Source organism: Pseudazoarcus sp. NS36, from assembly GCF_059703705.1.
This window is the reverse complement of record NZ_BAAKJA010000001.1, coordinates 17,628-40,553: the sequence shown is the minus strand read 5'-3', so window position 1 is coordinate 40,553 and position 22,926 is coordinate 17,628. Positions and strand designations below refer to the sequence as shown.

Sequence of the window (22,926 nt, the reverse complement as noted above, 5' to 3'; positions counted from 1 at the left end):
GCTAGACTTCTGCGCTTTCCAGCCTACTCCGGAATGCCTCGTTTACCGGGCCAGAATCCGCCATGAAAAGCGCCGAAATCCGCCAGAAATTCCTCGACTTCTTCGCCTCCAAGGGGCATCAGATCGTCGCTTCGAGTTCGCTCGTGCCGCATGACGATCCGACCCTGCTGTTTACCAACGCGGGCATGAACCAGTTCAAGGACGTGTTCCTGGGCTTCGACAAGCGCAGCTATACACGCGCCACGACCTCGCAGAAGTGTGTGCGTGCCGGCGGCAAGCACAACGACCTCGAGAACGTCGGCTACACCGCGCGCCACCACACCTTTTTCGAGATGCTGGGCAACTTCAGCTTCGGCGACTACTTCAAGCGCGACGCCATCGCGTATGCCTGGGAGCTGCTGACCGAAGTCTTTAAGCTGCCCAAGGACAAGCTGTGGGTCACCGTGTATGCCGAGGATGACGAGGCCTACGACATCTGGACCAAGGAAGTCGGCGTGCCGGCCGAGCGCGTCATCCGCATCGGCGACAACAAGGGCGCGCGCTACGCCTCCGACAACTTCTGGATGATGGGCGACACCGGCCCCTGCGGCCCTTGCACCGAGATCTTCTACGACCACGGCGAGCACATCTGGGGTGGCCCGCCGGGCTCGCCCGAGGAAGATGGCGACCGCTACATCGAGATCTGGAACAACGTCTTCATGCAGTACAACCGCGACGACAAGGGCGTGATGCATCCGCTGCCCAAGCCGTCGGTGGACACCGGCATGGGCCTGGAGCGCGTCTCGGCGGTGCTGCAGGGCGTGCATGCCAACTACGAGATCGACCTGTTCCAGACGCTGATTGCCGCGGCAGCGCGTGAAACCTCCGCCGCCGACATGGATTCGCCGTCGCTGAAGGTGCTGGCCGACCACATCCGCGCCTGTTCCTTCCTGATCGCCGACGGCGTGATTCCGGGCAACGAGGGCCGTGGCTACGTCCTGCGCCGCATCATCCGTCGCGCCATCCGCCATGGCTGGAAGCTCGGCGCGCGCGGACCGTTCTTCCACCGCATGGTGGCCGATCTGGTGGCCGAGATGAGCCAGGCCTATCCGGAACTGGTGGCCGAGCAGCAGCGCATCACGGCGGTGTTGCGTCAGGAAGAGGAGCGCTTCTTTGCCACCATCGAGAACGGTATGGCGATTGTCGAAGGCGAGCTTGATGCCATCGCTCAGGCCGGCGGCCAGACTTTCAATGGTGAAACCGCCTTCAAGCTCCACGACACCTACGGCTTCCCGCTGGATCTGACCGCCGACATCTGTCGCGAACGTGAAGTGGCGGTGGATGCCGCAGCCTTTGACGCCGCGATGGCGCGCCAGAAGGCGCAAGCCCGCGCCGCCGGCAAGTTCCGCATGGCGGCCGCACTGGAATATGCAGGCCCCGAGACGCATTTCCATGGCTACGACAGCCTGGAAGAGCAGGGCAAGGTGCTGGCGCTGTATCGTGACGGCGCCGAGGTCGATGCGCTGAACGAGGGTGAGTTGGGTGTGGTGGTGCTCGACGAGACGCCGTTCTACGCCGAGTCCGGTGGTCAGGTCGGCGATTGCGGCGAACTGCGCGGCGGTGGCGGCATCTTCGCGGTCGAAGACACGCAGAAGATCCAGGCGGCCGTGTTCGGCCACCACGGCATTGTCACCACCGGTCGCATCGTCAAGGGTCAGAGCGTTGCGGCGCGCGTGAACGTCGTTGCGCGCGCGGCCACGGCGCGCAACCACTCGGTCACCCACATCATGCACAAGGCGCTGCGCGAGGTGCTGGGCGCGCACGTGCAGCAGAAGGGCTCGCTGGTTGACCCCGACAAGACGCGCTTCGACTTCACGCATAACGCGCCGATGACGGCCGAGGAAATCCGCGAGGTCGAGGAGATCGTCAACCGTGAGGTGCTGGCCAATACATCGACTCATGCAGAAGTCATGGCGCTCGATGCGGCCCAGCAGTCCGGTGCGGTGATGCTGTTCGGCGAGAAGTACGCAGACGAGGTGCGTGTGCTCTCCATCGGCAGCTCCAAGGAACTGTGCGGTGGCACCCACGTGGCGCGCACCGGCGACATCGGACTCTTCAAGATCGTGTCCGAAGGCGGTGTGGCGGCGGGCATCCGGCGCGTCGAGGCCATCACCGGTGAGAACGCGCTGCGTTATCTGCAGGAGCAGGAGCGTCGTGTGCAGGGGCTGTCGGCAACGATGAAGGTGCAGCCGGACGAAGTCGTGTCGCGCGTGGCCGGGATCATGGACAACGTGCGTGCGCTGGAGAAGGAAATCGCACGTCTGAAGTCCAAGCTCGCCTCCAGCCAGGGCGACGACATCGCGTCCCGGGCAGTGGAGGTCAAGGGCGTCAAGGTGCTGGCGGCAACGCTGGAAGGCGCGGACGTGCCGACCCTGCGCGAGACCATGGACAAGCTCAAGGACAAGCTCGGCTCGGCCGCTGTCGTGCTGGCATCTGCCAGTGAAGGCAAGGTCAGCCTGATTGCCGGCGTTACGGCTGATCTGACCGGCAAGCTCAAGGCCGGTGAGTTGGTCAACATGGTGGCCCAGCAGGTCGGCGGCAAGGGCGGTGGCCGTCCGGACATGGCCCAGGCCGGCGGTACCCAGCCGGAGAATTTGCCGGCGGCGCTGGCCTCGGTTGCTGACTGGATCAGTCAGCGCATGGGCTGATCGGAGGCAGACTCCGGAGTGAAAGAACGGGGCGGCTCAGACCGCCCCGTTTTCGTCATCGACGCGCGCCGCCCATGACATGGCGCGGGTTTGAGCCTCATTCAGCACGTCGGCGCGAATACCCAGTTCGGCCATGATCGCGGCGATGCCGGCAAGCTCTTCACCCTCGCTGCTCTCGGCCAGGTCGAGCAGCTTGCCGAGGCAGCCCTTGCGACCGCAAAGGGCGTCCTGTACCGGGTCGGGAAGATTCAGTGGGGCAACGATCTCGTCGATGAGTACGCCGAACACGGCAGGCATCAGTGAAATGACGCCGACCATGAAGGCGTGGTCGACCAGTGCGTGATCGGCCGGATCGATCTGCGCGGCGAGCAGCTCCATCATGTGGCCGCGTGCGGCGGCCATCATCAGCAGCGGGTTGCCCTGACCGGCGCTGCCGCCCGAGGCGAAGATCAGCAATTGCAGCCAGCGCTGCAACTGACGCCGGCCGAGCAGGGTAATGGCATGCCGCAGCGAGGTGATGCGCGTGGTGTTGCCCGAGCCAGCCGAATTGATCATGCGCAGCAGCTTCACGACCAGCGCGGGTTCGTGCTTGAGCTCGTTCTCGAGCTCGGCCGTTTCAGCCTCGGCGATGGCCATGCCGAGCAGCCTCACCAGCGTCAGCCGCGCATAGTCGACACGCTTGCCGGCGATGACGGAAGGGCGCGCGAAGAAATAACCCTGAAACAGCGTGAAGCCGAGCTCGCTGCAGAAATCGACGTCTTCCTGTGATTCGACCTTTTCCGCCAGCAGTTGCTTGCCCAGCGGAACCAGTCTCGCCGCCAGGCTGGCGAGCTCTTCGCGGTTGAGTGGGGTGACATCGACCTTGATGATGTCGACCAGCTCGACGAGTGCCTGGTAGTCGGGTCGCACCTGCGTGACGTCGTCGAGGGCGAGCGTATAGCCGGCCGCCTGCAGTTCGCGGCAGCGTTCGATGACCGTGGCCGAAGCCGGCACGGTTTCGAGGATTTCGAGCACGACGGCCTGGGGCGGCAGCAATTCGAGCGTATCGCTGAACAGAAAGGCCTCGTCGACATTGATGAAGCCGCGCCGGTCACCGAGCGCAGCTTCCACGCCCAGACCGTTGAAGGTGTTGACGATGACCGTGGCGGTGGCCTGGACGTTGTCTTCGATTTTCGCGAAATCGAGTCGGCCGTTGCGGAACAGCAGTTCGTAGGCGAACAGGCGCTGGCGCAGATCGAGGATCGGTTGTCGGCCGAGGAAAATTTCGTCGTTGAGATCGTCGTCCACGCGTCTTGTTCCGGTCAGAAAGGCAGGGTCAGGCCAGGCCAGGCGGCTTCCAGGGCCGTGCGGAAACCGGCCTGGATGCGATGCAGGGCTGCGTGGTCATCGGCTTCGAAACGCAGGACGACAACCGGTGTGGTGTTGGATGCGCGTGCCAGACCGAAACCGTCGGGGTACTCAACGCGCACGCCGTCCAGCGTGATGATGCGCTCGGAACCGTCGAATCGGGCGTTCTCACGCAGACGTCTCACCAGCTCGAAGGGCTCGCCTTCCTCCATGCGGATATTCAGCTCCGGCGTGCTCAAGGCGTCCGGCAGTGCAGTCAGCACCGCGCCGGGGTCGTCGTGGCGGGAGAGGATTTCGAGCAGGCGCGCTGCGGCGTACAGCCCATCGTCGAAGCCGTACCAGCGCTCCTTGAAGAACACGTGGCCGCTCATCTCGCCGGCCAGCGGTGCGCCGGTTTCGGCCAGCTTGCCCTTGATCAGCGCGTGACCGGTATTCCACATGGTCGGCTTGCCCCCGTGCTGGCGGATCCAGCTGTCGAGCAGGCGGGTGCATTTGACGTCGTAGATGATCTCGCCGCCCGGCACGCGCGACAGTACGTCGGCGGCGAACAGCATGAGCTGGCGGTCGGGGTAGATGATCTGGCCATCACGGGTGACTACACCCAGGCGGTCGCCGTCACCGTCGAAGGCGAGGCCGAGCTCGGCATCCGAGTTGCGCAGGGCTGTGATGACGTCCTGAAGGTTCTCGGGTTTGGACGGGTCCGGGTGGTGGTTCGGGAAGGTGCCGTCGACGTCGCAGAACAACTCGATCAGCTCGCAGCCCAGACCGCGCAGCAGTTGCGGCGCCGTTGCGCCGGCGATGCCGTTGCCGCAGTCGACGACGATCTTCATCGGTCGCGCGAGCTTGACGTCCGACAGCACGCGTTCGATGTAGGCCGTGCCCACCTCGGCACGCGAGAAGGCGCCGTTGCCGTGGGTCAGGTCATCTTCGGCGATGCGGCGGCGCAGGTCCTGGATCAGTTCGCCGTGCAGGGTCTTACCTCCGAGCACCATCTTCAGGCCGTTGTAATCGGGCGGGTTGTGGCTGCCGGTGACGCTGACGCAGGAGTGCACGCCCAGGTGGTGCGCAGCGAAGTAGGTGAGCGGCGTGGAAACGGCGCCGACATCAATGACATCGACGCCGGCAGCGCGGATGCCGTCGGCGAGCGCTCCGGCCAGCTCAGGGCCGGACAGCCTGCCGTCGCGCCCGATGGCGATGGCCTGCTGGCCGCGCGCAACGGCTTCGGAGCCAAGCGCGTGTCCGATGGCCTTGACGGATGCTGAGGTGAGACTCCGGTCGACAATCCCCCGGATATCGTAGGCTTTGAAGATTTCAGGGGCAGGCAAGAGGTAGGTCATGGGGCGCCTTTGCGGAAGTGGAAATGATAATCGCAGATGGCCTGCGCTTAGGAAGTACGCCCGAAAAAATCGAGCGCGCGTAACCCAAGCCAGGCGAGGCTTCCGGGGAAGGCGCCAGTGACGAAGCCTACGTGCCCGCCGGAATCAGTGTGATGATGCTGCAAGTGCACAGCGCATTCCGTCACGGTTGGTAACGCGGCAGGGGGTACGAAGGGATCGTTGGCGGCCGTCAGCAGCAAGGTCGGCACGGCGATGCCGCGCAACCAGGGGCGGGCCGAGGCGCGCCGCCAGTAGTCGTCGGCTCCCAGGAAGCCATGGATCGGGCCGGTATACACATCGTCGAAGTCGTACAGCGTGCGTGCCGCAATCATGCGCTGCCGGTCGAAGAGGGCCGGAAAGCGTTCCAGCTTTGCGAGCGCCTTGGGCTTGAGCGTATCGAGGAAGTGGCGTGTATAGACGCGGTTAAAGCCCCGCGCGAGCGCATGGCCGGACACGGTCAGGTCGAGCGGTGGGCAGATGGCCATGGCTGCGGCAAGCCGCTGCCGGGCAGTGTGCTCCTGCTCCCCGAGCCATTTGAGCAGGGCGTTGCCGCCCAGTGATACGCCCACGGCAAACAGGGGTGCGCCATGTGTGCGGGCGTACAGTTGCTCGATGATCCAGCCGATCTCGGTGCTGTCACCGGAGTGATAGGCGCGCGCCAGTCGGTTGGCCTCACCCGAGCAGCCGCGAAAGTGCGGCACCACACCGCGCCAGCCGCGTTGCCGCAGGGCGTGCATCAGACTGCGTGCGTAGTGGGAATTGCTGGAGCCTTCGAGGCCGTGGAAAAGAATGACCAGCGGCGCGTTCTCGGGTGCGCCACGGAGCCAGTCACAATCGATGAAATCGCCATCGGGCGTTTCAAGCCGTTCGCGCTGCAACGGCAGTGCAGCAGGCTTGCGGAGCAGGGGATAGATCGTCTGCAGGTGCGCGCCGGCCAGCCACCATGGAGTGTTCAGGCGGTTTGGCACAGCGCGCAGTGAATCCTCAGACGTAGGTCAGCCAGTGGTCGTACTCGGGCGCACGGCCGTTGACGATGTCGAAATAGCGAGCCTGGATTTTCTGCGTGATCGGTCCGCGGCTGCCGTTGCCGATGATGCGGTCGTCGAGTTCGCGGATCGGCGTGACTTCGGCCGCCGTGCCGGTGAAGAAGGCTTCGTCGGCGATATAGATGTCGTCGCGGGTCAGGCGGCGGGAATGTACCTCGAGACCGAACTCGCGGGCGATGTTGATGACCGAATCGCGCGTGATGCCGGTCAGTGCCGAAGCGATCTCGGGCTCATAGATCTTGCCGTCCTTGATCACGAACAGATTTTCGCCGGCACCTTCGGCAACGAAACCCTGGGTGTCGAGCAGCAAGGCTTCGTCGTAACCCTGGGCCGTGACTTCGAGGTTGGCCAGGATGGAGTTGGCGTAGGTGCTGGCCACTTTTGCGCGCGGCATGGTGACGTTGACGTGGTGACGTGCAAAAGAGGAGGTCTTCACGCGGATGCCGTTCTCGATGCCGTCTTCACCCAGATAGGCGCCCCACGGCCAGGCAGCGACCGACACGTGCACCGTGGCGCCGCGTGTGGAAATGCCCATCTTTTCCGAACCGTAGAATGCGATCGGGCGCAGGTAGCACGACTTCAGCTTGTTCGAGCGCACCACTTCGCACTGCGCTTCCATCAGCTCTTCCCGGCTGTAGGGGATGTTCATCATGTAGATCTTGCCGGAGTTGAGCAGGCGCTGCGTGTGCTCTGCCAGACGGAAGATCGCCGTTCCGCGCTCGGTCTGGTACGCGCGCACACCCTCGAACACGGCCACGCCGTAATGCAGCGAATGGGTCAGTACGTGAGTGGTTGCATCGCGCCAGGGCACGAGCTTTCCGTCGTACCAGATGAAACCGTCACGGTCGGCCATGGACATGTTCGAACTCTCCAGCGGGGATCAGGGGCAGAACCGCCCGAAGGGGGCGGAAAAGCCTGAATTCTAGCGCAATCGCGCGCCTGCGTTGCCTGCTGCTGACATGAAAAAAGCCGGCGCAAGGCCGGCTTGTGTTCAGCTGTGCTGCGGCGAGGATCTCACCACAGTTTTTCGAGCGCCTTCAGGATGTTGCGGCGGGAGAGCTGGCCGACCAGTTTGCCTTCCTGAACCACCGGATAGCAGCGAATCGGACTGACGACGAACATCTCGGCCGCTTCCATCAGCGAGGAGTCCGGCTCCAGGGTGATGACGTTGGGCGACATGAATTCGCTGACGCGACCGCCGCGTTCCTCGTGATACGAGGCGCTTACAGCTACCTTGATACAGTCTTTCTCGGACAGGAAGCCGATTACGCGACCGGTCTGGTCGGTGACCGGGGCGCCAGTCATCTCGTGCTTGAGCAACAGGTGAATGGCATCGAGTACGTCCATGTCCGGCTTGAAGGACAGCGGATCACCCGACATGTAGTCTTTGACGAGCAGCGACTTGAGCATGTTTCTCCCTTTCGCGTTCTTTTAGTGTTGTTGTTCTGCCTGAGCGCGGGCTTCGCGCTTGGGGCAGGGCTTGTCACAGCCTGCGACGCACTCGATGTTGAACTTGCCAAGACCACCACAGCTGCCGGCAATGGGTTTGCGACCGGCGAGAACGCCAACCGCCATGGCAAGCACGGCAATGACCATGATCAGGAAAGTGACGACGTAGATGGACATGCAGTCTCCTGGAGGGTTGCAGCGCCCCGGACAGGCCGGGGCGCGGTTCCGGCATCAGCCGCCGAAGTCGTCCAGCATGATGTTTTCGCGTTCGACACCCAGATCGAGCAGCATCTGGATCACGGCGGCGTTCATCATCGGAGGTCCGCACATGTAGAACTCGCAGTCCTCCGGTGCCGGATGGTTCTTGAGGTAGTTCTCGTAGAGAACATTGTGGATGAAGCCCGTGTAGCCCGTCCAGTTGTCCTCAGGCAGCGGGTCCGACAGCGCGCAATGCCAGACGAAGTTGTCGTTCTCGGCGGCGAGCGTGTCGAAGTCATTGACGTAGAACATCTCGCGCTTGGAGCGGGCGCCGTACCAGAAGCTGATCTTGCGCTTGGACTTGAGGCGACCCAGCTGGTCGAAGATGTGCGAACGCATCGGCGCCATGCCGGCACCACCACCCACGAAGACCATCTCGTTTTCGGTTTCGCGGGCGAAGAACTCGCCGAACGGACCGGAGATGGTGACCTTGTCGCCAGCCTTCAGGTTGAAGATGAAGGAAGACATCTTGCCCGGCGGGACGCCTTCGGCGCGCGGCGGCGGGGTGGCGATCCGGACGTTGAGCATGATGATGCCGCGCTCTTCCGGGTAGTTCGCCATCGAGTAGGCGCGGATCGTCTCTTCGTCGACCTTGGACTTGTACTGCCACACGTTGAAACGGTCCCAGTCGTCGCGGAAGCGCTCGGCGATGTCGAAGTTCTTGAAGTCGACTTCGTGCGGGGGCGCTTCGATCTGGATGTAGCCACCAGCGCGGAAGTCGACGTTTTCGCCGGCAGGCAGCTCAAGCACCAGTTCCTTGATGAAGGTGGCGACGTTGTCGTTGGAACGCACCGTGCAGTTCCACTTCTTGACGCCGAAGACTTCTTCCGGAACCTCGATCTTCATGTCCTGCTTGACTGCAACCTGGCAGGACAGGCGCTCGCCTTCACGGGCCTGACGCTTGTTGATGTGGCCGGTTTCGGTCGGGAGGATGGCGCCGCCGCCCTCGAAGACCTTGACCTTGCACTGGGCGCAGGTGCCGCCGCCGCCGCAGGCCGAGCCAACAAACAGCTTGGCATTGGCCAGTGCGCCGAGCAGCTTGCCGCCGACCGGGACTTCGATGGTCTTTTCGTTGTTGATGGTGATCTTCACGTTGCCGGAAGCGACCAGCTTCGAGCGCGCTGCGAGAATCACGTACACCAGTACGATGACGATCGCGACGAAGAAGAAGACACCGAGAATGATTTCAGTCATGTGTTAAACCCTCGACGCGTCAGAGCTGGATGCCGGAGAAGGCCATGAAGCCCAGCGACATCAAACCGGTTGCGATGAACGTGATGCCGAGACCTTGCAGGCCGGCCGGAATGTCGGAGTACTTGAGCTTCTCGCGGATACCCGCAAGGGCGGTGATCGCCAGAGCCCAGCCAACGCCGGAACCTACGCCGTAGGTCACGGATTCCGCGAAGTTGTAGTCACGTTCGACCATGAACAGGGTGCCGCCCAGGATGGCGCAGTTCACCGTGATCAGCGGCATGTACACGCCGAGCGCGTTGTAGAGCGCCGGTACGTACTTGTCGAGGAACATCTCGAGGATCTGCACGATGGCGGCGATGACGCCGATGTACACGATCAGTCCGAGGAAGTTCAGATTCACGTCCGGCAGGCCGGCCCAGGCCAGAGCGCCGTCACGCAGCAACCAGTAGTAGATCAGGTGGTTCGCGGGAACCGTGAGCACCTGAACGGCCACCACTGCAATGCCGAGACCAAAGGCTGCACCGATCTGCTTCGAGATGGCGAGGAAAGTGCACATCCCGAGGAAGAACGCGAGTGCCAGGTTTTCAACGAAAACCGCACTGATGAAGAGATTGAACAAAGCTTCCATTACGACACCTCAGCACGGTGAGCCTGGATCTGGAAATCGGGCTTCTCGACCTGTGCGGGCTTCCAAGCACGCACGGCCCAGATGATCAGACCGATCAGGAAGAAGGCGCTGGGCGGCAGCAGCAGCATGCCGTTGGGCACGTACCAGCCACCGTCCTTGGCAAGCGACAGGATCTGCACGCCGAACAGCGAACCCGAACCGAACAGTTCGCGCACGAAGCCGACCAGAAGCAGGATGGCGCTGTAGCCCAGACCGTTGCCGATGCCGTCCATGAAGCTGGGCAGCGGCGGGTTCTTCAGGGCGAAGGCTTCGGCGCGGCCGAGCACGATGCAGTTCGTGATGATCAGACCCACGAACACCGACATCTCCTTCGACAGGCCGAAGGCGAAGGCCTTGAGCAGCTGATCGACCAGGATCACCAGCGAGGCGATGATGGTCATTTCGATGATGATGCGGATGCTGCCCGGAATGTGGTTCCGGATCATCGAGATCAGCAGGTTCGAAAAGGCCGTGACGAGCGTCAGCGCGATGCACATCGTGATGGCGGTCGACATTTTGGTCGTCACCGCGAGCGCCGAACAGATGCCCAGCACCTGCAGGATGATCGGGTTGTTGTCGACGACCGGGCCAGTCAGGATTTTCTTCGTATCGTTGGCCATGGCTTAACCTCTTTCGTTGCGCAGGCGTTCGATGAGCGGGCCGTAGCCAGCGTCACCGAGCCAGAAGTTGATCAGGTTCTCGACACCGCGCGAGGTCAGCGTGGCGCCGGCAAGACCGTCGATCTTGTGTTCGGCACCAGGCGTCGAGGAGTCCACCGAGCCTTTGACGAGCTGGATGCTGGGCTTGCCTTGATCGTCATAGATCATCTTGCCGTCCCAGATTGCACGCCAGTTCGGGTTGTCGACTTCACCGCCCAGACCCGGGGTTTCGGCGTGCTGGTAGAACTTCAGCCCGCCGACGGTGTTGAGGTCGGCATCCAGTGCGAGGAAACCGTACAGCGTCGACCACAGGCCAGCGCCGTGCACCGGCAGGATCAGGCGTTCGACACCACCGGCCTCGTTCTTGACGATGTACACCGGCATGTGGGTCGGCTGGCGCTTGATGTTGGCCTTGTCTTCCGACTTGGGCATCACGCGGGACATTGCCGGATCCTTCGAAGCCTTTTCGATATCGAAGGTCGAGATATCGAAGGCGTCGCTTTCCGAGCCGTCCTCAAGTTGAATCAGGCGGGCTTCAATGTTCTGGCGGAACGCTTCCGCTGCCGTTTGGCCAGGTTTGGCTACACCGGCAACATCGACGATGTTGCGAATGCGGTCCGCTTCCTGGTTTGCAGCCTGGATCGGACGCAAGCCAACTGCTGCCGAGGCGACGACGACCGAGCAGACGAGACACACGGCAACGGCCATGAAAATCGTCTTCTTGCCGCTATCGTTGGGCAGGGCGAGGATGGATGCCAGCGGGCCGCCGGCGGATTTTTGCTCAGGCGCTGACATGGCGGCGCTCCCTCCGTCGGATGTTCATCTGGATGACCACGTAGTCGATCAGTGGTGCGAAGAGGTTGGCGAACAGGATCGCCAGCATGATGCCTTCCGGGAAGGCCGGGTTGATGCAACGGATCACGACCGTCATGAAGCCGATCAGGATGCCGAAGGCCCAGCGACCGGCGTTGGTCATCGAAGCGGAGACCGGATCGGTGGCCATGAACACGGCACCGAAAGCCAGACCGCCAACCACGAAGTGCCAGTAGAACGGCATGGTCATCATCGGGCGGGCGTCGCCAGCCAGCGCATTGAACAGCAGCGAGGTCGCGATCACGCCCGCTACCACGCCGGCCATGATGCGCCACGAGGCAATACGGGTGTAGAGCAGGAACGCCGCGCCGAGCAGGATCGCCAGCGTCGAGGTTTCGCCCAGCGAACCCGGCATCACGCCGAGGAAGGCTTGCGTCCAGCTCACGCTCTCCGTGATGGCAGCCATGCCACCGGTCTCACCCAGACCCAGCGGGGTGGCGTAGGAGAAGCCATCGACGGCCACCCACACCTGGTCACCCGAGATTTCAGCCGGGTAGGCGAAGTACAGGAAGGCACGGCCGGTCAGTGCGGGGTTGAGGAAGTTCTTGCCCGTGCCACCGAAGGCCTCCTTGCCGATCACGACGCCGAAGCTGATGCCCAGTGCGACCATCCACAGCGGCATTTCCGGCGGCATCGTCAGCGTGTACAACATCGAGGTGACGAGGAAGCCCTCGTTCACTTCGTGGTTGCGCACGGTGGCGAACAGCACTTCCCACAGACCGCCGACGATCAGCGTCGTCAGGTAGATCGGTACGAACAGCAGGAAGCCGTGCACCAGGTTGGCGAAGATGCTGTCGGGGCTGAAGCCGATGCCGAAGGAGGCGAGCAGGGCACCACGCCAGTCTTCGCGAACGATGTCGAGCTCGTTCAGTGCGAGGTTGGCCTGGTAGCCGCTGTTGTACCAGCTCCAGATGATGCACGGCAGCAGGGCAACGACCACATAGCTCATCATGCGCTTGAGGTCGATGCCGTCACGCACGTGCGGCGCAGTACGCGTGGTATCGGGCGGCGAATACAGGAAGGTATCCACCATCTCGTAGATTGCGTAGTACTTCTCGAATCGGCCGCCTTTATGGAACTGCGGTTCGATCCGGTCGAGGAAGCGTCGAATGCCTGACATCAGCCTTCCCTCTCAATCAAGCTAAGGTTTTGACGGAGCACCGGCGCGTAATCGTGCTTGCCGACGCACACAAAGGAACACAGTGCCATGTCTTCTTCGTCCAGCTCGAGGCAGCCCAATTTCTGGGCCATGTCGGTGTCGCTGACGAGGAGGTAGCGCAGCAGCGGGGTCACGAGGATGTCCAGCGGCACGATGTTGTCGAACGTCGTGACCGGAACCAGCGCACGCGGGCTGCCGTTCTGCGAGGATGTGAAGTCGAACTCGCGGTCACTGTTGCGCGAGAAGCTCGACAGCATCACGTTGAGCAGCGAGAACTTGGTGCTGCCGGCCGGGTTGAGCCAGCCCATGAATTCACGCGGCGTGCCTTCCTGCAGCACACTGACCTGCAGATGGTGGCGGCCAAGGTAGGCCGACCAGCCATTGACGCGCCGACCGGACCACACCGAGCCCGAGACCACGCGAACGTTGCTGCCGTCGGAGGTTTCACCTTCGAGCAGTTCGTCGAGGCTGGCGCCGAGACGGGTGCGCAGCAGACGCGGGTTCTTGGCGCGCGGGCCGGCGACCGAGATGACGCGTTCGGTCGGCAGCTTGCCGGTGGTGAACAGCTTGCCGAAGGCGATGACGTCCTGATAGTTCAGGTGCCACACGGTCTTGGTTGCGCTGACCGGATCAAGGTGGTGGATGTGAGTGCTGGGCAGGCCGGCAGGGTGCGGGCCGTCAAAGCTGACGACGCGCACCTTGGCGCTGTCGGTAACGCCGTCGAGGCGGGCCGAATCGGCCTTGCACACCCACAGCGAACCGTCGGTAAGGTGACCCAGGACGGTCAGGCCGTTGCTGAATGCTTCAGCATCGGCATTGATGATGGCTTGCGGGTCAGCCGCGAGCGGGTTGGTGTCGATCGCCGTGATGAAGATCGACGCCGGACGCGTCTCGGGGTTCGGAATCTTGCCAAAAGGGCGGGTCTTGAACGCGGTCCACAGACCTGAGGCGAGCAGCTTCTCGCGCACTTGCTCGTGCGTCAGTGAAGCCAGCTGGTCGGCAGCACAGGCGGTGAAATCCACGGCTTCTTCGCTGTCATCGAGACGAATGACCACGGACTGCAGCATGCGGCGAGCGCCGCGGTTGATCGCGACGATTTCGCCTGCGCCTGGTGCGGTAAAGGCCACGCCCGGCAGCTTCTTGTGCTCGAACAGGGCTTGCCCCAGTTTGACCTTGTCACCTTCCGCCACGTGCATGGTGGGCTTGAGATCGACGTAATCGACGCCGATGACCGCCACGTGCCTGACCGCCCGAGCGTCTTCCACGCGCTGCTCGGGTTTTCCGCTGATGGGCAGATCCAGGCCTTTCTTGATCTTTATAAGCATAGAGGTCTGATCCTGGTTGTCGGGTGCCGACCTGAACCCCGAGTGATACTGCTACGCCTCCAGTCTCCCTGATGCCTGTCGGCAGCGTCTGGATGCGTTTTTGGTCGGCTGAACAAAACGTATCAATGTTACTGGCTAGGGCTGATTACATCAAATGTTGATGCCACTTTTGTCGTAGAAGGTTTGCCTATCCTTGACCTTGGTCAATTTGAGCCAAAGCCCTTGCGGTGCAGCATAAGCGGGCTCGCATGCACCCCCGCGGCGGCTGTAGAATCACGCTCTTTTTCGTGAGCATGTGGGTATGGACGGCAGGTGGAAACCGAACGTCACCGTGGCTGCGGTGATCGAGCGCGAGGGGCGCTTCCTGATGGTAGAGGAAGAAACGCAGAATGGCCTGCGGCTCAACCAGCCGGCGGGGCATCTCGACCAGGGTGAATCGCTGCTTGAGGCCGTGGTGCGTGAAACGCGCGAGGAAACCGGGCACGTGTTGGTGCCCCAAGCTCTGGTGGGAATTTACCAATGGCGTCTGCCGGATACCGACGTGAGCTATCTGCGCTTTACCTACACCGGCCAGGTGGGCGAGGCCTTGCCCGACGCCCGGCTGGACGAGGGCATCGTACGGGCGCTATGGATGAGCGAGGCCGAGTTGCGCGAGAGTGCCGCGCGGCATCGCAGTCCGCTGGTGCTGCGCTCGCTGGACGACTGGTGCGCAGGGCGACGCCATGCGCTTGATCTGATGTGGTACCAGGCATGAGGCATATCACCGTATTGCTGCTGGGCGTGTTGCTTGCCGTGCCGGCATTTGCGCAGAGCCGCGTCGAGGTGTGCTTCAACCATGCCTGCGCGAGTCGTTCGGTTGTGCGATTTGCGGACGCGACGCTCGCGCCATTGAGCGCCCGTCTGGCGCGTGCGCGCGATGCTGCGGATGAGCGAGCCCAGATCGCTGCCGTGATCGGAGCGCTGTACGCGGAGGCAGGCCGGCAGACGCCGGTAGGTGCTGATCGCGGCGGCAACCTGCTCGACGAGGGGGTTTATGGCCGGATGGACAGTACCGACCATGCGATCACCACGACCGCGCTGCTCGAAATGCTGGCGCAGCGCGGATGGCTGCGTTTCCATGTGGTTCGAGCGCCCGCGGAACGCCCGTCCACGATGTACTTTGTGCACAAGAGCGCGGTGATTCAGGAGAAGGGCGGAGCGCGCCATGCTGTCGACAGCTGGTTTGTCGACTCCGGCAAGGCGGCCGTGATCCTGCCGCTGGAAAATTGGTTGCGTGGGGAGGGGCCGGATGTCCATTGATCGAGATCCTGCAGGCATGCACGTTGTGGTGGGCATGTCCGGCGGTGTCGATTCGTCGGTTACGGCCTGGCTGCTCAAGCAGCAGGGCTACCGCGTCACCGGCCTGTTCATGAAGAACTGGGAGGATGACGACGACGATCAGTACTGCTCGTCGCGCCAGGATCTGGTCGACGTGGCGTCGGTGTGCGACGTGATCGGTATCGACCTCGAGGTGGTCAATTTCTCCAAGGAATACAAGGAGCGCGTGTTCGCCGATTTCCTGCGCGAGTACGAGGCCGGTCGCACGCCCAACCCCGACATCCTGTGCAATTCCGAGATCAAGTTCCGCTGCTTTCTCGATCACGCCATGGGCCTGGGGGCCGAGCGCATCGCCACCGGCCACTACGCCCAGGTGCGGCGCTGGGAGAATGATGGTCGCGTCGACTATCAGCTGCTCAAGGCCGAGGACGGCACCAAGGATCAGAGTTACTTCCTGTACCGCCTGAATCAGGCCCAGCTGTCGAAGACGCTGTTTCCGCTGGGCGCGCTGTACAAGCGCGACGTACGTCGCCTGGCCGTAGAGGCCGGTCTGCACGTTGCGACCAAAAAGGATTCGACCGGTATCTGCTTCATTGGCGAGCGGCCGTTCCGCGATTTCCTGATGCGCTATCTGCCGGTGCAGCCGGGCGAGATCCGTTCGCTCGACGACGGCCGCGTACTCGGTGAGCACGATGGCCTGATGTACCACACCATCGGTCAGCGCAAAGGTCTGCGCATTGGCGGTGTGAAGGGGCGGCAGGATGCCGCCACCGGAGAGCATGAGGCCTGGTACGTTGCGGCCAAGGATGTCGCGGCCAACGTGCTGCATGTAGTGCAGGGGCACGATCACCCGGCCTTGTTGCGCGAGCGTCTGACCGCCATTGATCTGAACTGGATTGCCGGGCGCGACCCGCACACGCACTGGGTGTATTCGGCCAAGCCGCGTTATCGCGCGTCGGACGAACCGTGCGAAATCGATCGTGTGGATGCCGAGCGTGCCGAGATCGTCTTCGCGCAGCCGCAATGGGCGCTGACGCCGGGGCAGAGCGTGGTGGTGTACGAGTCGAAGGTGTGTCTGGGCGGCGGCATCATCGCCTGAGAGTGCGCCGGTGAAGTCCGCGCGTGCCTTGCCTTCGGCTCGCTAGGCTTCTCCGGCACATGCCTGCGCAAGCTTCAGGCGCCGAGCACCGCCGGATTGAGGTGCGCGCGAGCCAGTTCGCGGTAGCGCTCACAACGCTCGATGAAATCCCGCGTGCTCTTGGGCATGGCGACGCGTGCGCGCGTGATGTCGCCGATCAGGTCGCGGCCCCGCAGGATCAGTTGCCGCCCTTCGCCGGCGAACTGGATGGTCTCCAGCGTCGGCGTATTGATCATGCGTGGCGAGAAAGCTGCGAGGTGTTCCCCGGCCACGACAAAGTCAGTCCAGATGTCGAACACATCGTCGTCCGTGCGCAGGGTTTCGCATTTCACCTTGGCGGCGGCGCTCAGTTCGGCAATTGCCGGTTCGATTCCCTGGAACAGCAGCGTGTTGCCGAAGGTCGCCGTCAATGCGGCCGCAATGCGGTCGATGCAGCGCAGGGCCTCGGCGATCTTGATGTAGCGGCTTTCGTAGAAGGCCTCGATGGGAATCGAGAAGGCGCGGAAGGGCTCGCCCCACAGCTCATCGATACCTTCCTCGCCGCTGCGGTGCAGCACCATCCGTCCCAGCGACAGCGCTTCCTGCAGGCACCGGCCGCATTCGCGCATCAGCACGTTGTCCTGCGCAGCGTCCTGACCCTTCGCCTGCCGATCCACCAGTTTGGTGAAGTTGTCGGCTGCGCGGTTGAACAGCGCTCCGGCAAGCATCGCGCCCTTGACGCGCTTGCGCTCCGGCTCCGTTTCGGCGTCAAACGCGGCGCGGGCCTCATCCAGCCGGTTGCCCGGCACATTGATGCCATGCTCAACATGGTTGAACAGCCTGCGCGTCAGGGCCTCGATGAGGTGACGTTTTTCCTTCAGCGAATCGGCCGGCGGATCATAGGCTTTGATCCAGTAGCCGTCGTAGAAAACACGGCGTACGCCGTCGATCACGCGCAGCGTGCCGTTCTCAAGCGCTTCGTTCATCGGGTCGGACATGTTACGGAGCCGCAAGCAAGATTGCGGCAAGGGTAGCGTACAGATCGGTTCTCAGTCACGAGCCGCCGGGCCCGCGACGTGCGGATGCGCGCTGCCGGCGTTGCCGGCCTCGCTTGAGGATTACGTTCAGGCGCCAGCCCAGCAGCACGCCAAAGTAGCCGATGATCGCGCCCACAACGGCCATCAGCAGCATGCCGAGCACCAGCGGACGCCCGATGCCGGTTAGCCAGTTGATGGCTTCAACGAGCCATTGCAGTGCTGTGGTCGCGTGGTCGTCGGAGGCAGGGTTCGCGGCGGTGACGGGAGGCAGGATGCTCGCCCCGATGCGGTAGGCGAGGATGTAGATCGGGCCGTAGGTAAAGGGGTTGCTGACCAGCGTCGCGATGGCGGCCACCCACAGGTTGGCACGTACCGTAAGCGCCACCAGGGCGGCGGCCGGAATCTGCATGACCGGAACGAGAAAGCCGAAAAACACGCCGATGGCCACGCCGCGCGCTACCGAGTTGCGATTCACGTGCCACAGCAGTGGATCGTGAATGCGTGGTCCGAGCCAGCGCAGCAGCCGGTTCTGCTTGAGGCTCTCGCGGGTCGGAAGGTAACGTTTGATCATCGGGCAGGCCAAGGAGTGGGGCATTCTACCCCGTAATACGCAGCGTGCCCCAGCGCTCCCGGTACGTACTTTCCAAGGCCTCCGGGCCGTTCCGTTCAGGCGAAGTCGGCGGGCAGAACGGTGCGCAGTACGGTCTGTGTCTCACCGTCACGGACGCGGTTGGTAAACCACCACAGCGCGCCTTTTTTTACCGTCCAGTCTGCTTCCTGGCCCGACAGCAGCAGGGCGGCCAGACGGCCGAGGGCGGGTTGATGACCGACGATCAGCACGGCGCCCCCGGAATCCGGCCATCCTGCCGCGGCCAGCGCGCCGGCCACGTTGCCGTCCGGGCCCAGTGCGGCCACTTTCTCGAAATCGTCGGTAAAAGCCCGAACGGTTTGCAGCGTGCGCGTGGTCGGGCTGCTCAGTACGCGCAGCTTGCGCGGGCGGTGTTCCTTGAGCCATGCAGCTACTGCGAGTGCTTGCTCTTGTCCGCGCTGGCTCAGTTCGCGGCTGTGGTCTGGCGTGCCGTCAATCGCCTCGGCGTGTCGCCAAAGAAGCAGGTCCATCCGATAGGTATCCGTTTCAATCAAAGCGCGGATTCTCCGTGAGCGTCGTTGCAGGGGTGTTACGCCGCGCGCCGCTTCGGCACGGCATTTGCCCAGGGTGCATCGGCGCGCTGCAGCAGCGGCGTTGCCTGGTTCAGGCCGCGGCGGGACAGTTTTGCGTAACGGGGCCCGTGCCAGCCGCATACGAACGCAGCGGCCTCGCGCAAGGCGGCATCATCGATACTCCATGCGCTCAGGCGGGCTCGGGCGACATCGACATCATTGACGAAGCCCAATGAATCCTGCGTGCCCACGAGGCTTGCAAGGTAGCGGGTAGCGGCTTTCTTCGGCAGCAGTGGCGCAAAGAACTCCACTCCATAGCGCAGCTGTTTGAGGGCGATGCGCAAGGCGTGCAGGTGCGTCGGTACCAGATCGCGTGCCGTGCTCCGGCGCTTCGCGGCGCGCTTGCGCAGCCGTTCGAGCTGCAGCGCGGCAAAGGTACGCAGGTTGACGGCGCCGATGAGGTCGTTGCTGGGTAGGTCGAACAGATCGCACATCAGGTCGATCAGCAGCCGGCCCTGTTCGGCCGTGTCGAGTGCGGCCTGCACGTGCTTGCTGGCCGTCGCGTGTTCGGTGTCGAGGCGCTGACGCAGTCGGTCGAGCAGTGCGTTCTCGGCTGCGTTGGAGCCTTGCACCACGGGCAGCAGTTCGCCGGCCAGAACGTCCAGATCACGGGCGTCGCCGAAACGCTCCGCATTGGTCTTGAGCGTCCGCGACCAACGTGCCACGAAGTCGCCCGGCAGTGCTGGCTCGAACAGCCCCAGGAGCGAGCGCAGACGCCGCTGCGAAACGCGCAACTGATGCAGGAACTCGGCGCCGCCGCCTTGTGCGGCCCCGCTGGCGTTGGCCTGCCACTGTCGTACGCAGGCAAAAGCCTGGGCCTGGAAAGCCTCGACGGGTGTCATGTCTGGCGCAATGTCCGATGCGGCCGCGCGCATGGCCTTGAGCGGCAGCCCGAGATGCAGCCGGAAGCCGCGCTCTGCCTTGCTGACGTCGTCCGGAAGCAGCGACAGCTCGCCGGCTAGGCGCCGTGCGAAATGCAGCAGATCACGCGGCGTACCCTGGGCCAGTTCCAGTTCAAGCTCGCAAATCGGCAGGCTATGTTCGCCGGCGATGACCTTGCCGGAGTCGATCATGAGCAGGATGCGGGTGTGGGAGTCTGGCGCCCAGACACGCGTCTCGCGACGGAAATGCGTGCTGAACACCGGCTGGAGGTCTCCCGCATGACGTGCAAGTTGCTTGCGGATAAGCGGGTTGTCGATCGCCGAAAAATCAAAGGAACCGTCATAAGGCTGCTCCCATTCCGGGCGGCTCGACAGCCCGCCGGTGGAAACGGCCGAAGCCTTTACGGTCTGCAGCCAGCGACGACCCGCCTTGCGTGTGCGCACGGCGATGCGCTGTTGCTTGAGCTCGAGTGCCGGAGTGTCGAAATAGACGTTATCCAGTGTCACGGCGCGGCCCAATTGTGCGCAGGCGGTGATCAGCGGATGACGTCGCAGCTGCGTCAGGCTGCGTTGCGGGATGGCCAGCTTGAGTTCGATTTCATTCGGCATGGGGCTCGCTTCGCGACGATGCGTCGCCGAAGATGATTTTCCACAGGGCCAGTACGGGTTCGCGCGCATCGGCTACTTCAGCCATTCTGGCGCGCGAGTGCTGGTCGTTGAGGCGCTGGCGATGCTGCAGGCGGCGCAGCAGTCGGTAGCTGTCGCTGCACTGCTCGGCCAGTTCCGGCGGGATCAGGCCGAGCTCACCACACATGCGCAGCAGCGCGATGTTTCCGAGGTTGCGGGCGAGCTCCGGGTGCTTGTGGGCATGGCCCAGCACCAGATACTGGATCATGAATTCCACGTCGACGAGGCCGCCGGCATCGTGCTTGAGCTCGAAGTCCTCGCCCTTGCCGGAATGCGCGTCGCGCATCTTGTGGCGCATCGTCAGCACTTCGTCGCGCAGCTTGGTGAGTTCGCGAGGCTGACGCAGCACCTCGCAGCGGATCTGTTCGAAGGCTTCGCCCACGCGCTTGTCGCCGGCAGAAAAACGCGCGCGGGTGAGGGCCTGATGCTCCCACGGCCAGGCCGATTCAAGCTGGTACTTGCGGAAGGCCTCGATCGAAGTCACCAGCAGTCCGGCGTCGCCGTTGGGCCGCAGGCGCAGATCGGTCTCGAACAGGATGCCGGCCGCGGTGCGGGTCGACAGCCAGGTGTTCACGCGCTGGGCGAAGCGTGAATACACCTCCATGGCCTCGGGTGCGTCGTCGTCGAACAGGAACACGATATCCAGATCCGAGGCGTACCCGAGTTCCTTGCCGCCGAGCTTGCCATAGGCGATCACGGCAAAGGCCGGATCGTCCCGGTGGCGCGTGCGGATCTTGCGCCATACCAGCGGCAGGCTGAGTTCGAGGATCAGATCTGCGAGCGCGGAGAGATGGTCTGCGAGTCGTTCGACGGTGAGCTTGCTGGCGATGTCCCGTGTGAGCAGCCGGAAGACCTGCGCGTGGTGGTGCTCGCGCATCATGTCCATCTGATGCTCCATGTCCGGTTCGATGGCGTCGAGGGCTGCGCCCAGTTCGCTCGTGAAACCAGGCCAGTCGGGCTCCTCGTCGAGGTGGCGGTCATCGAGCAGTTCGTCGAGCAGGATGGGATGGCGGGTGAGGTAATCGCTGGCCCAGCTTGACGCGCTCATCAGGTCGGCAACGCGCTTGAGGGCGTGAGGGTATTGCTGCAGCAGTGCCAGGTAAGCGCCACGACGGCTGATGGTTTCGAGCAGCTTGAGGCAGCGCGTGAGCGTCTGATCGGGTTGCGCAGTGCCGGCGGCCATTTCGACGATGCGGGGCACCAGTGCGTCGAGTCGGCAGCGGATGTCGCTTGGCAACTGCTGATAGCGCGGGCTTTCATGGATCTCGGCAAGTTTGTGCGCGATAGCCTGCGGGTCGGCATAGCCGAGTTGGGCGATCACGGGATCGAAGGCGTCTTCGCGCCCGGACGCCCAGACTTCGCCGAGTTCGTCTTTTTCTTCCCGGTCGGTCGGGTCGCTGAATACTTCGTCGAAGTGGCGGCTGACAATGCGTCGGTGTGCGTCCAGTTGCGCCATCAGCGCTGAAACAGACTCGCAATTCATCGCATGCGCAATGATCTCCATGTCTGCGGCAGAGTCAGGCAGATCATGCGTCTGTGCGTCATCGAGATACTGCAGCCGGTGTTCGAGCCGGCGCAGGAAGTCGTAGGCCTGCGACAGCTCGTCGACCGTGGTCTGCGTCAGGATGTTGCGTTCGGCCAGCCGTTCGAGCACGCGCAGGGTCGGGCGGATCTGCAGGGCGCGGTCGCGCCCGCCGCGGATGAGCTGGAAGACCTGTGCGATGAACTCGATCTCGCGGATGCCGCCGGGGCCGATCTTGACGTTGTTGGCACGGTCGCGGCGCGTGACCTCACGCCGGATCTGGGCATGCAGGTTGCGCATGGCGTTGAACGAGCCGTAGTCGAGGTACTTGCGGAACACGAAGGGGCGGGCGACGCCGTCGAGTTCGAGAAAGCGCTCGCCGTTGAGCGCACGGGCCTTGATCCAGGCGTAGCGTTCCCATTCGCGACCCTGGGTGATGAAATAGTTTTCCAGCGCATCGAAGGAGCACACCAGCGGTCCGGAGTCGCCGTTCGGGCGCAGCCGCATGTCGACGCGGAAAACCTGTCCGTGCTCGGTGACATCGGCCAGCGTCTTGATGATGCGCTTGCCCAGCCGCTCGAAGAACTCGAAGTTGCTGATGACTTTGGTGCCGCCGGTATCGCCGTCTTCCGGATAGACAAAGATCAGGTCGATGTCGGAGGAGACGTTGAGCTCACGCCCGCCCAGCTTGCCCATGCCGATGATGATGAGTTCCTGCTCCCATCCCACTGACGACAGCGGCCGGCCATGGCGCGCCACGAGGGCTTCGAGATGCACTTCATGACTGATCTGGATGGCGATCTCGGCCAGCGTGGTCATGGTTTCGGTGACTTCGGCGAGATCGGCCAGTCCGTTCAGATCGCGCACGGCGAGATGGCTGAGCACCCAGGTGCGCAGCCGGCGCAAGGCGCACGGCAAGGCCTCTTCGCTGCGCGCTTCCTCGCCAAGGAAGGTCCGCATTGCCTCGGCGTCGAGTGCGACGCTCACCGAGGACTTCAGGCTATCCGCCAGCCACGGGCGGCTGTCGAGCATGCGAGCGAGGTAGCGTGAGAGTGTGGCGGCGTGAGCAATGTGGTGATCGTGCATGGGGCAAATCCTGCGCTA

General features: G+C 63.4%; 21 protein-coding genes. 4 read left to right on the top strand and 17 right to left on the bottom strand.

Annotation, left to right across the window (positions count from 1 at the left end; genetic code table 11):
• Positions 1 to 62: 62 nt before the first annotated feature.
• Complete coding sequence (gene alaS / locus AC6H0R_RS00185) at positions 63 to 2,687, top strand: alanine--tRNA ligase (RefSeq protein WP_497579324.1); 2,625 nt, start codon at positions 63 to 65, stop codon at positions 2,685 to 2,687.
• A 36-nt stretch (positions 2,688 to 2,723) separates the two neighbouring features.
• On the opposite strand, the gene AC6H0R_RS00180 is transcribed toward alaS, so the two are convergent.
• From AC6H0R_RS00180 to AC6H0R_RS00125, 12 genes are all read right to left on the bottom strand, one after another.
• A complete protein-coding gene (locus AC6H0R_RS00180) occupies positions 2,724 to 3,974 on the bottom strand; it encodes an EAL and HDOD domain-containing protein (RefSeq protein WP_497579323.1) in 1,251 nt (416 codons plus the stop codon).
• Between the two features lie 14 nt (positions 3,975 to 3,988).
• Positions 3,989 to 5,371 (bottom strand): phosphomannomutase/phosphoglucomutase, encoded by a 1,383-nt coding sequence (locus AC6H0R_RS00175; protein WP_497579322.1) that lies wholly within the window; start codon positions 5,369 to 5,371, stop codon positions 3,989 to 3,991.
• 47 nt (positions 5,372 to 5,418) lie between these two features.
• A complete protein-coding gene (locus tag AC6H0R_RS00170) occupies positions 5,419 to 6,378 on the bottom strand; it encodes a hydrolase (protein ID WP_497579321.1) in 960 nt (319 codons plus the stop codon).
• A gap of 16 nt (positions 6,379 to 6,394) precedes the next feature.
• Entirely contained in the window at positions 6,395 to 7,315 is a 921-nt protein-coding gene (locus tag AC6H0R_RS00165; protein ID WP_497579320.1) for a branched-chain amino acid transaminase, read from the bottom strand.
• Between the two features lie 155 nt (positions 7,316 to 7,470).
• Complete coding sequence (locus AC6H0R_RS00160) at positions 7,471 to 7,866, bottom strand: CBS domain-containing protein (protein WP_497579319.1); 396 nt, start codon at positions 7,864 to 7,866, stop codon at positions 7,471 to 7,473.
• A gap of 21 nt (positions 7,867 to 7,887) precedes the next feature.
• A complete protein-coding gene (gene nqrM, locus AC6H0R_RS00155) occupies positions 7,888 to 8,082 on the bottom strand; it encodes a (Na+)-NQR maturation NqrM (RefSeq protein WP_497579318.1) in 195 nt (64 codons plus the stop codon).
• 54 nt (positions 8,083 to 8,136) lie between these two features.
• Positions 8,137 to 9,357 carry an NADH:ubiquinone reductase (Na(+)-transporting) subunit F gene (gene nqrF, locus AC6H0R_RS00150; protein ID WP_497579317.1) on the bottom strand — a complete coding sequence of 407 codons (1,221 nt, stop codon included), beginning with the start codon at positions 9,355 to 9,357 and terminating at the stop codon, positions 8,137 to 8,139.
• Positions 9,358 to 9,376: 19 nt separating this feature from the next.
• Positions 9,377 to 9,985, bottom strand: coding sequence for an NADH:ubiquinone reductase (Na(+)-transporting) subunit E (gene nqrE / locus AC6H0R_RS00145; RefSeq protein WP_497579316.1), 609 nt, complete (start codon positions 9,983 to 9,985; stop codon positions 9,377 to 9,379).
• Positions 9,985 to 10,644: an NADH:ubiquinone reductase (Na(+)-transporting) subunit D gene (locus AC6H0R_RS00140; protein ID WP_497579315.1), complete on the bottom strand. Its 660-nt coding sequence runs from the start codon at positions 10,642 to 10,644 to the stop codon at positions 9,985 to 9,987. The genes nqrE and AC6H0R_RS00140 overlap by 1 nt, the downstream gene beginning before the upstream one ends.
• A gap of 3 nt (positions 10,645 to 10,647) precedes the next feature.
• The gene (locus AC6H0R_RS00135) at positions 10,648 to 11,478 is read right to left on the bottom strand and encodes a Na(+)-translocating NADH-quinone reductase subunit C (RefSeq protein WP_497579314.1); all 831 of its coding nucleotides are present in this window, start codon (positions 11,476 to 11,478) and stop codon (positions 10,648 to 10,650) included.
• Positions 11,465 to 12,676 (bottom strand): NADH:ubiquinone reductase (Na(+)-transporting) subunit B, encoded by a 1,212-nt coding sequence (locus AC6H0R_RS00130; RefSeq protein ID WP_497579313.1) that lies wholly within the window; start codon positions 12,674 to 12,676, stop codon positions 11,465 to 11,467. The genes AC6H0R_RS00135 and AC6H0R_RS00130 overlap by 14 nt, the downstream gene beginning before the upstream one ends.
• Positions 12,676 to 14,040: a Na(+)-translocating NADH-quinone reductase subunit A gene (locus AC6H0R_RS00125; protein WP_497579312.1), complete on the bottom strand. Its 1,365-nt coding sequence runs from the start codon at positions 14,038 to 14,040 to the stop codon at positions 12,676 to 12,678. The genes AC6H0R_RS00130 and AC6H0R_RS00125 overlap by 1 nt, the downstream gene beginning before the upstream one ends.
• Before the next feature lie 301 nt (positions 14,041 to 14,341).
• Here AC6H0R_RS00125 and AC6H0R_RS00120 point away from each other — a divergent pair, with 301 nt between their 5' ends.
• The 3 genes from AC6H0R_RS00120 to mnmA are packed head-to-tail and all read left to right on the top strand — an operon-like array spanning position 14,342 to position 16,456.
• Positions 14,342 to 14,794 (top strand): NUDIX hydrolase, encoded by a 453-nt coding sequence (locus tag AC6H0R_RS00120; RefSeq protein ID WP_497579311.1) that lies wholly within the window; start codon positions 14,342 to 14,344, stop codon positions 14,792 to 14,794.
• Between the two features lie 14 nt (positions 14,795 to 14,808).
• Positions 14,809 to 15,339 carry a hypothetical protein gene (locus AC6H0R_RS00115; protein WP_497579310.1) on the top strand — a complete coding sequence of 177 codons (531 nt, stop codon included), beginning with the start codon at positions 14,809 to 14,811 and terminating at the stop codon, positions 15,337 to 15,339.
• A gap of 16 nt (positions 15,340 to 15,355) precedes the next feature.
• Entirely contained in the window at positions 15,356 to 16,456 is a 1,101-nt protein-coding gene (mnmA, locus tag AC6H0R_RS00110) for a tRNA 2-thiouridine(34) synthase MnmA (protein ID WP_497579862.1), read from the top strand.
• 74 nt (positions 16,457 to 16,530) lie between these two features.
• Here the strand turns inward: mnmA and AC6H0R_RS00105 are convergent, their stop codons facing one another.
• From AC6H0R_RS00105 to glnE, 5 genes are all read right to left on the bottom strand, one after another.
• Positions 16,531 to 17,460 (bottom strand): hypothetical protein, encoded by a 930-nt coding sequence (locus tag AC6H0R_RS00105; RefSeq protein ID WP_497579309.1) that lies wholly within the window; start codon positions 17,458 to 17,460, stop codon positions 16,531 to 16,533.
• Positions 17,461 to 17,527: 67 nt separating this feature from the next.
• Complete coding sequence (locus tag AC6H0R_RS00100) at positions 17,528 to 18,082, bottom strand: DUF2062 domain-containing protein (protein WP_497579308.1); 555 nt, start codon at positions 18,080 to 18,082, stop codon at positions 17,528 to 17,530.
• A 95-nt stretch (positions 18,083 to 18,177) separates the two neighbouring features.
• Positions 18,178 to 18,630 (bottom strand): SixA phosphatase family protein, encoded by a 453-nt coding sequence (locus AC6H0R_RS00095; RefSeq protein ID WP_497579307.1) that lies wholly within the window; start codon positions 18,628 to 18,630, stop codon positions 18,178 to 18,180.
• 59 nt (positions 18,631 to 18,689) lie between these two features.
• Positions 18,690 to 20,222, bottom strand: a complete 1,533-nt coding sequence (locus AC6H0R_RS00090; protein ID WP_497579306.1) for a CYTH and CHAD domain-containing protein — start codon at positions 20,220 to 20,222, stop codon at positions 18,690 to 18,692.
• Positions 20,212 to 22,908: a bifunctional [glutamate--ammonia ligase]-adenylyl-L-tyrosine phosphorylase/[glutamate--ammonia-ligase] adenylyltransferase gene (glnE, locus tag AC6H0R_RS00085; protein WP_497579305.1), complete on the bottom strand. Its 2,697-nt coding sequence runs from the start codon at positions 22,906 to 22,908 to the stop codon at positions 20,212 to 20,214. The genes AC6H0R_RS00090 and glnE overlap by 11 nt, the downstream gene beginning before the upstream one ends.
• Between the last annotated feature and the right edge of the window lie 18 nt (positions 22,909 to 22,926).

What these genes read in the sequence shown, in the direction of transcription:
- AC6H0R_RS00160 (WP_497579319.1), bottom strand. Translation starts at nt 7,866, where the DNA reads ATGCTCAAGTCGCTGCTCGTCAAAGACTACATGTCGGGTGATCCGCTG.
- AC6H0R_RS00090 (WP_497579306.1), bottom strand. Translation starts at nt 20,222, where the DNA reads ATGCCGAATGAAATCGAACTCAAGCTGGCCATCCCGCAACGCAGCCTG.
- AC6H0R_RS00140 (WP_497579315.1), bottom strand. Translation starts at nt 10,644, where the DNA reads ATGGCCAACGATACGAAGAAAATCCTGACTGGCCCGGTCGTCGACAAC.
- AC6H0R_RS00095 (WP_497579307.1), bottom strand. Translation starts at nt 18,630, where the DNA reads ATGGACCTGCTTCTTTGGCGACACGCCGAGGCGATTGACGGCACGCCA.
- nqrM (WP_497579318.1), bottom strand. Translation starts at nt 8,082, where the DNA reads ATGTCCATCTACGTCGTCACTTTCCTGATCATGGTCATTGCCGTGCTT.
- nqrE (WP_497579316.1), bottom strand. Translation starts at nt 9,985, where the DNA reads ATGGAAGCTTTGTTCAATCTCTTCATCAGTGCGGTTTTCGTTGAAAAC.
- AC6H0R_RS00165 (WP_497579320.1), bottom strand. Translation starts at nt 7,315, where the DNA reads ATGTCCATGGCCGACCGTGACGGTTTCATCTGGTACGACGGAAAGCTC.
- AC6H0R_RS00130 (WP_497579313.1), bottom strand. Translation starts at nt 12,676, where the DNA reads ATGTCAGGCATTCGACGCTTCCTCGACCGGATCGAACCGCAGTTCCAT.
- AC6H0R_RS00135 (WP_497579314.1), bottom strand. Translation starts at nt 11,478, where the DNA reads ATGTCAGCGCCTGAGCAAAAATCCGCCGGCGGCCCGCTGGCATCCATC.
- AC6H0R_RS00105 (WP_497579309.1), bottom strand. Translation starts at nt 17,460, where the DNA reads ATGAACGAAGCGCTTGAGAACGGCACGCTGCGCGTGATCGACGGCGTA.
- mnmA (WP_497579862.1), top strand. Translation starts at nt 15,356, where the DNA reads ATGCACGTTGTGGTGGGCATGTCCGGCGGTGTCGATTCGTCGGTTACG.
- AC6H0R_RS00175 (WP_497579322.1), bottom strand. Translation starts at nt 5,371, where the DNA reads ATGACCTACCTCTTGCCTGCCCCTGAAATCTTCAAAGCCTACGATATC.
- AC6H0R_RS00120 (WP_497579311.1), top strand. Translation starts at nt 14,342, where the DNA reads ATGGACGGCAGGTGGAAACCGAACGTCACCGTGGCTGCGGTGATCGAG.
- nqrF (WP_497579317.1), bottom strand. Translation starts at nt 9,357, where the DNA reads ATGACTGAAATCATTCTCGGTGTCTTCTTCTTCGTCGCGATCGTCATC.
- AC6H0R_RS00100 (WP_497579308.1), bottom strand. Translation starts at nt 18,082, where the DNA reads ATGATCAAACGTTACCTTCCGACCCGCGAGAGCCTCAAGCAGAACCGG.
- alaS (WP_497579324.1), top strand. Translation starts at nt 63, where the DNA reads ATGAAAAGCGCCGAAATCCGCCAGAAATTCCTCGACTTCTTCGCCTCC.
- AC6H0R_RS00125 (WP_497579312.1), bottom strand. Translation starts at nt 14,040, where the DNA reads ATGCTTATAAAGATCAAGAAAGGCCTGGATCTGCCCATCAGCGGAAAA.
- glnE (WP_497579305.1), bottom strand. Translation starts at nt 22,908, where the DNA reads ATGCACGATCACCACATTGCTCACGCCGCCACACTCTCACGCTACCTC.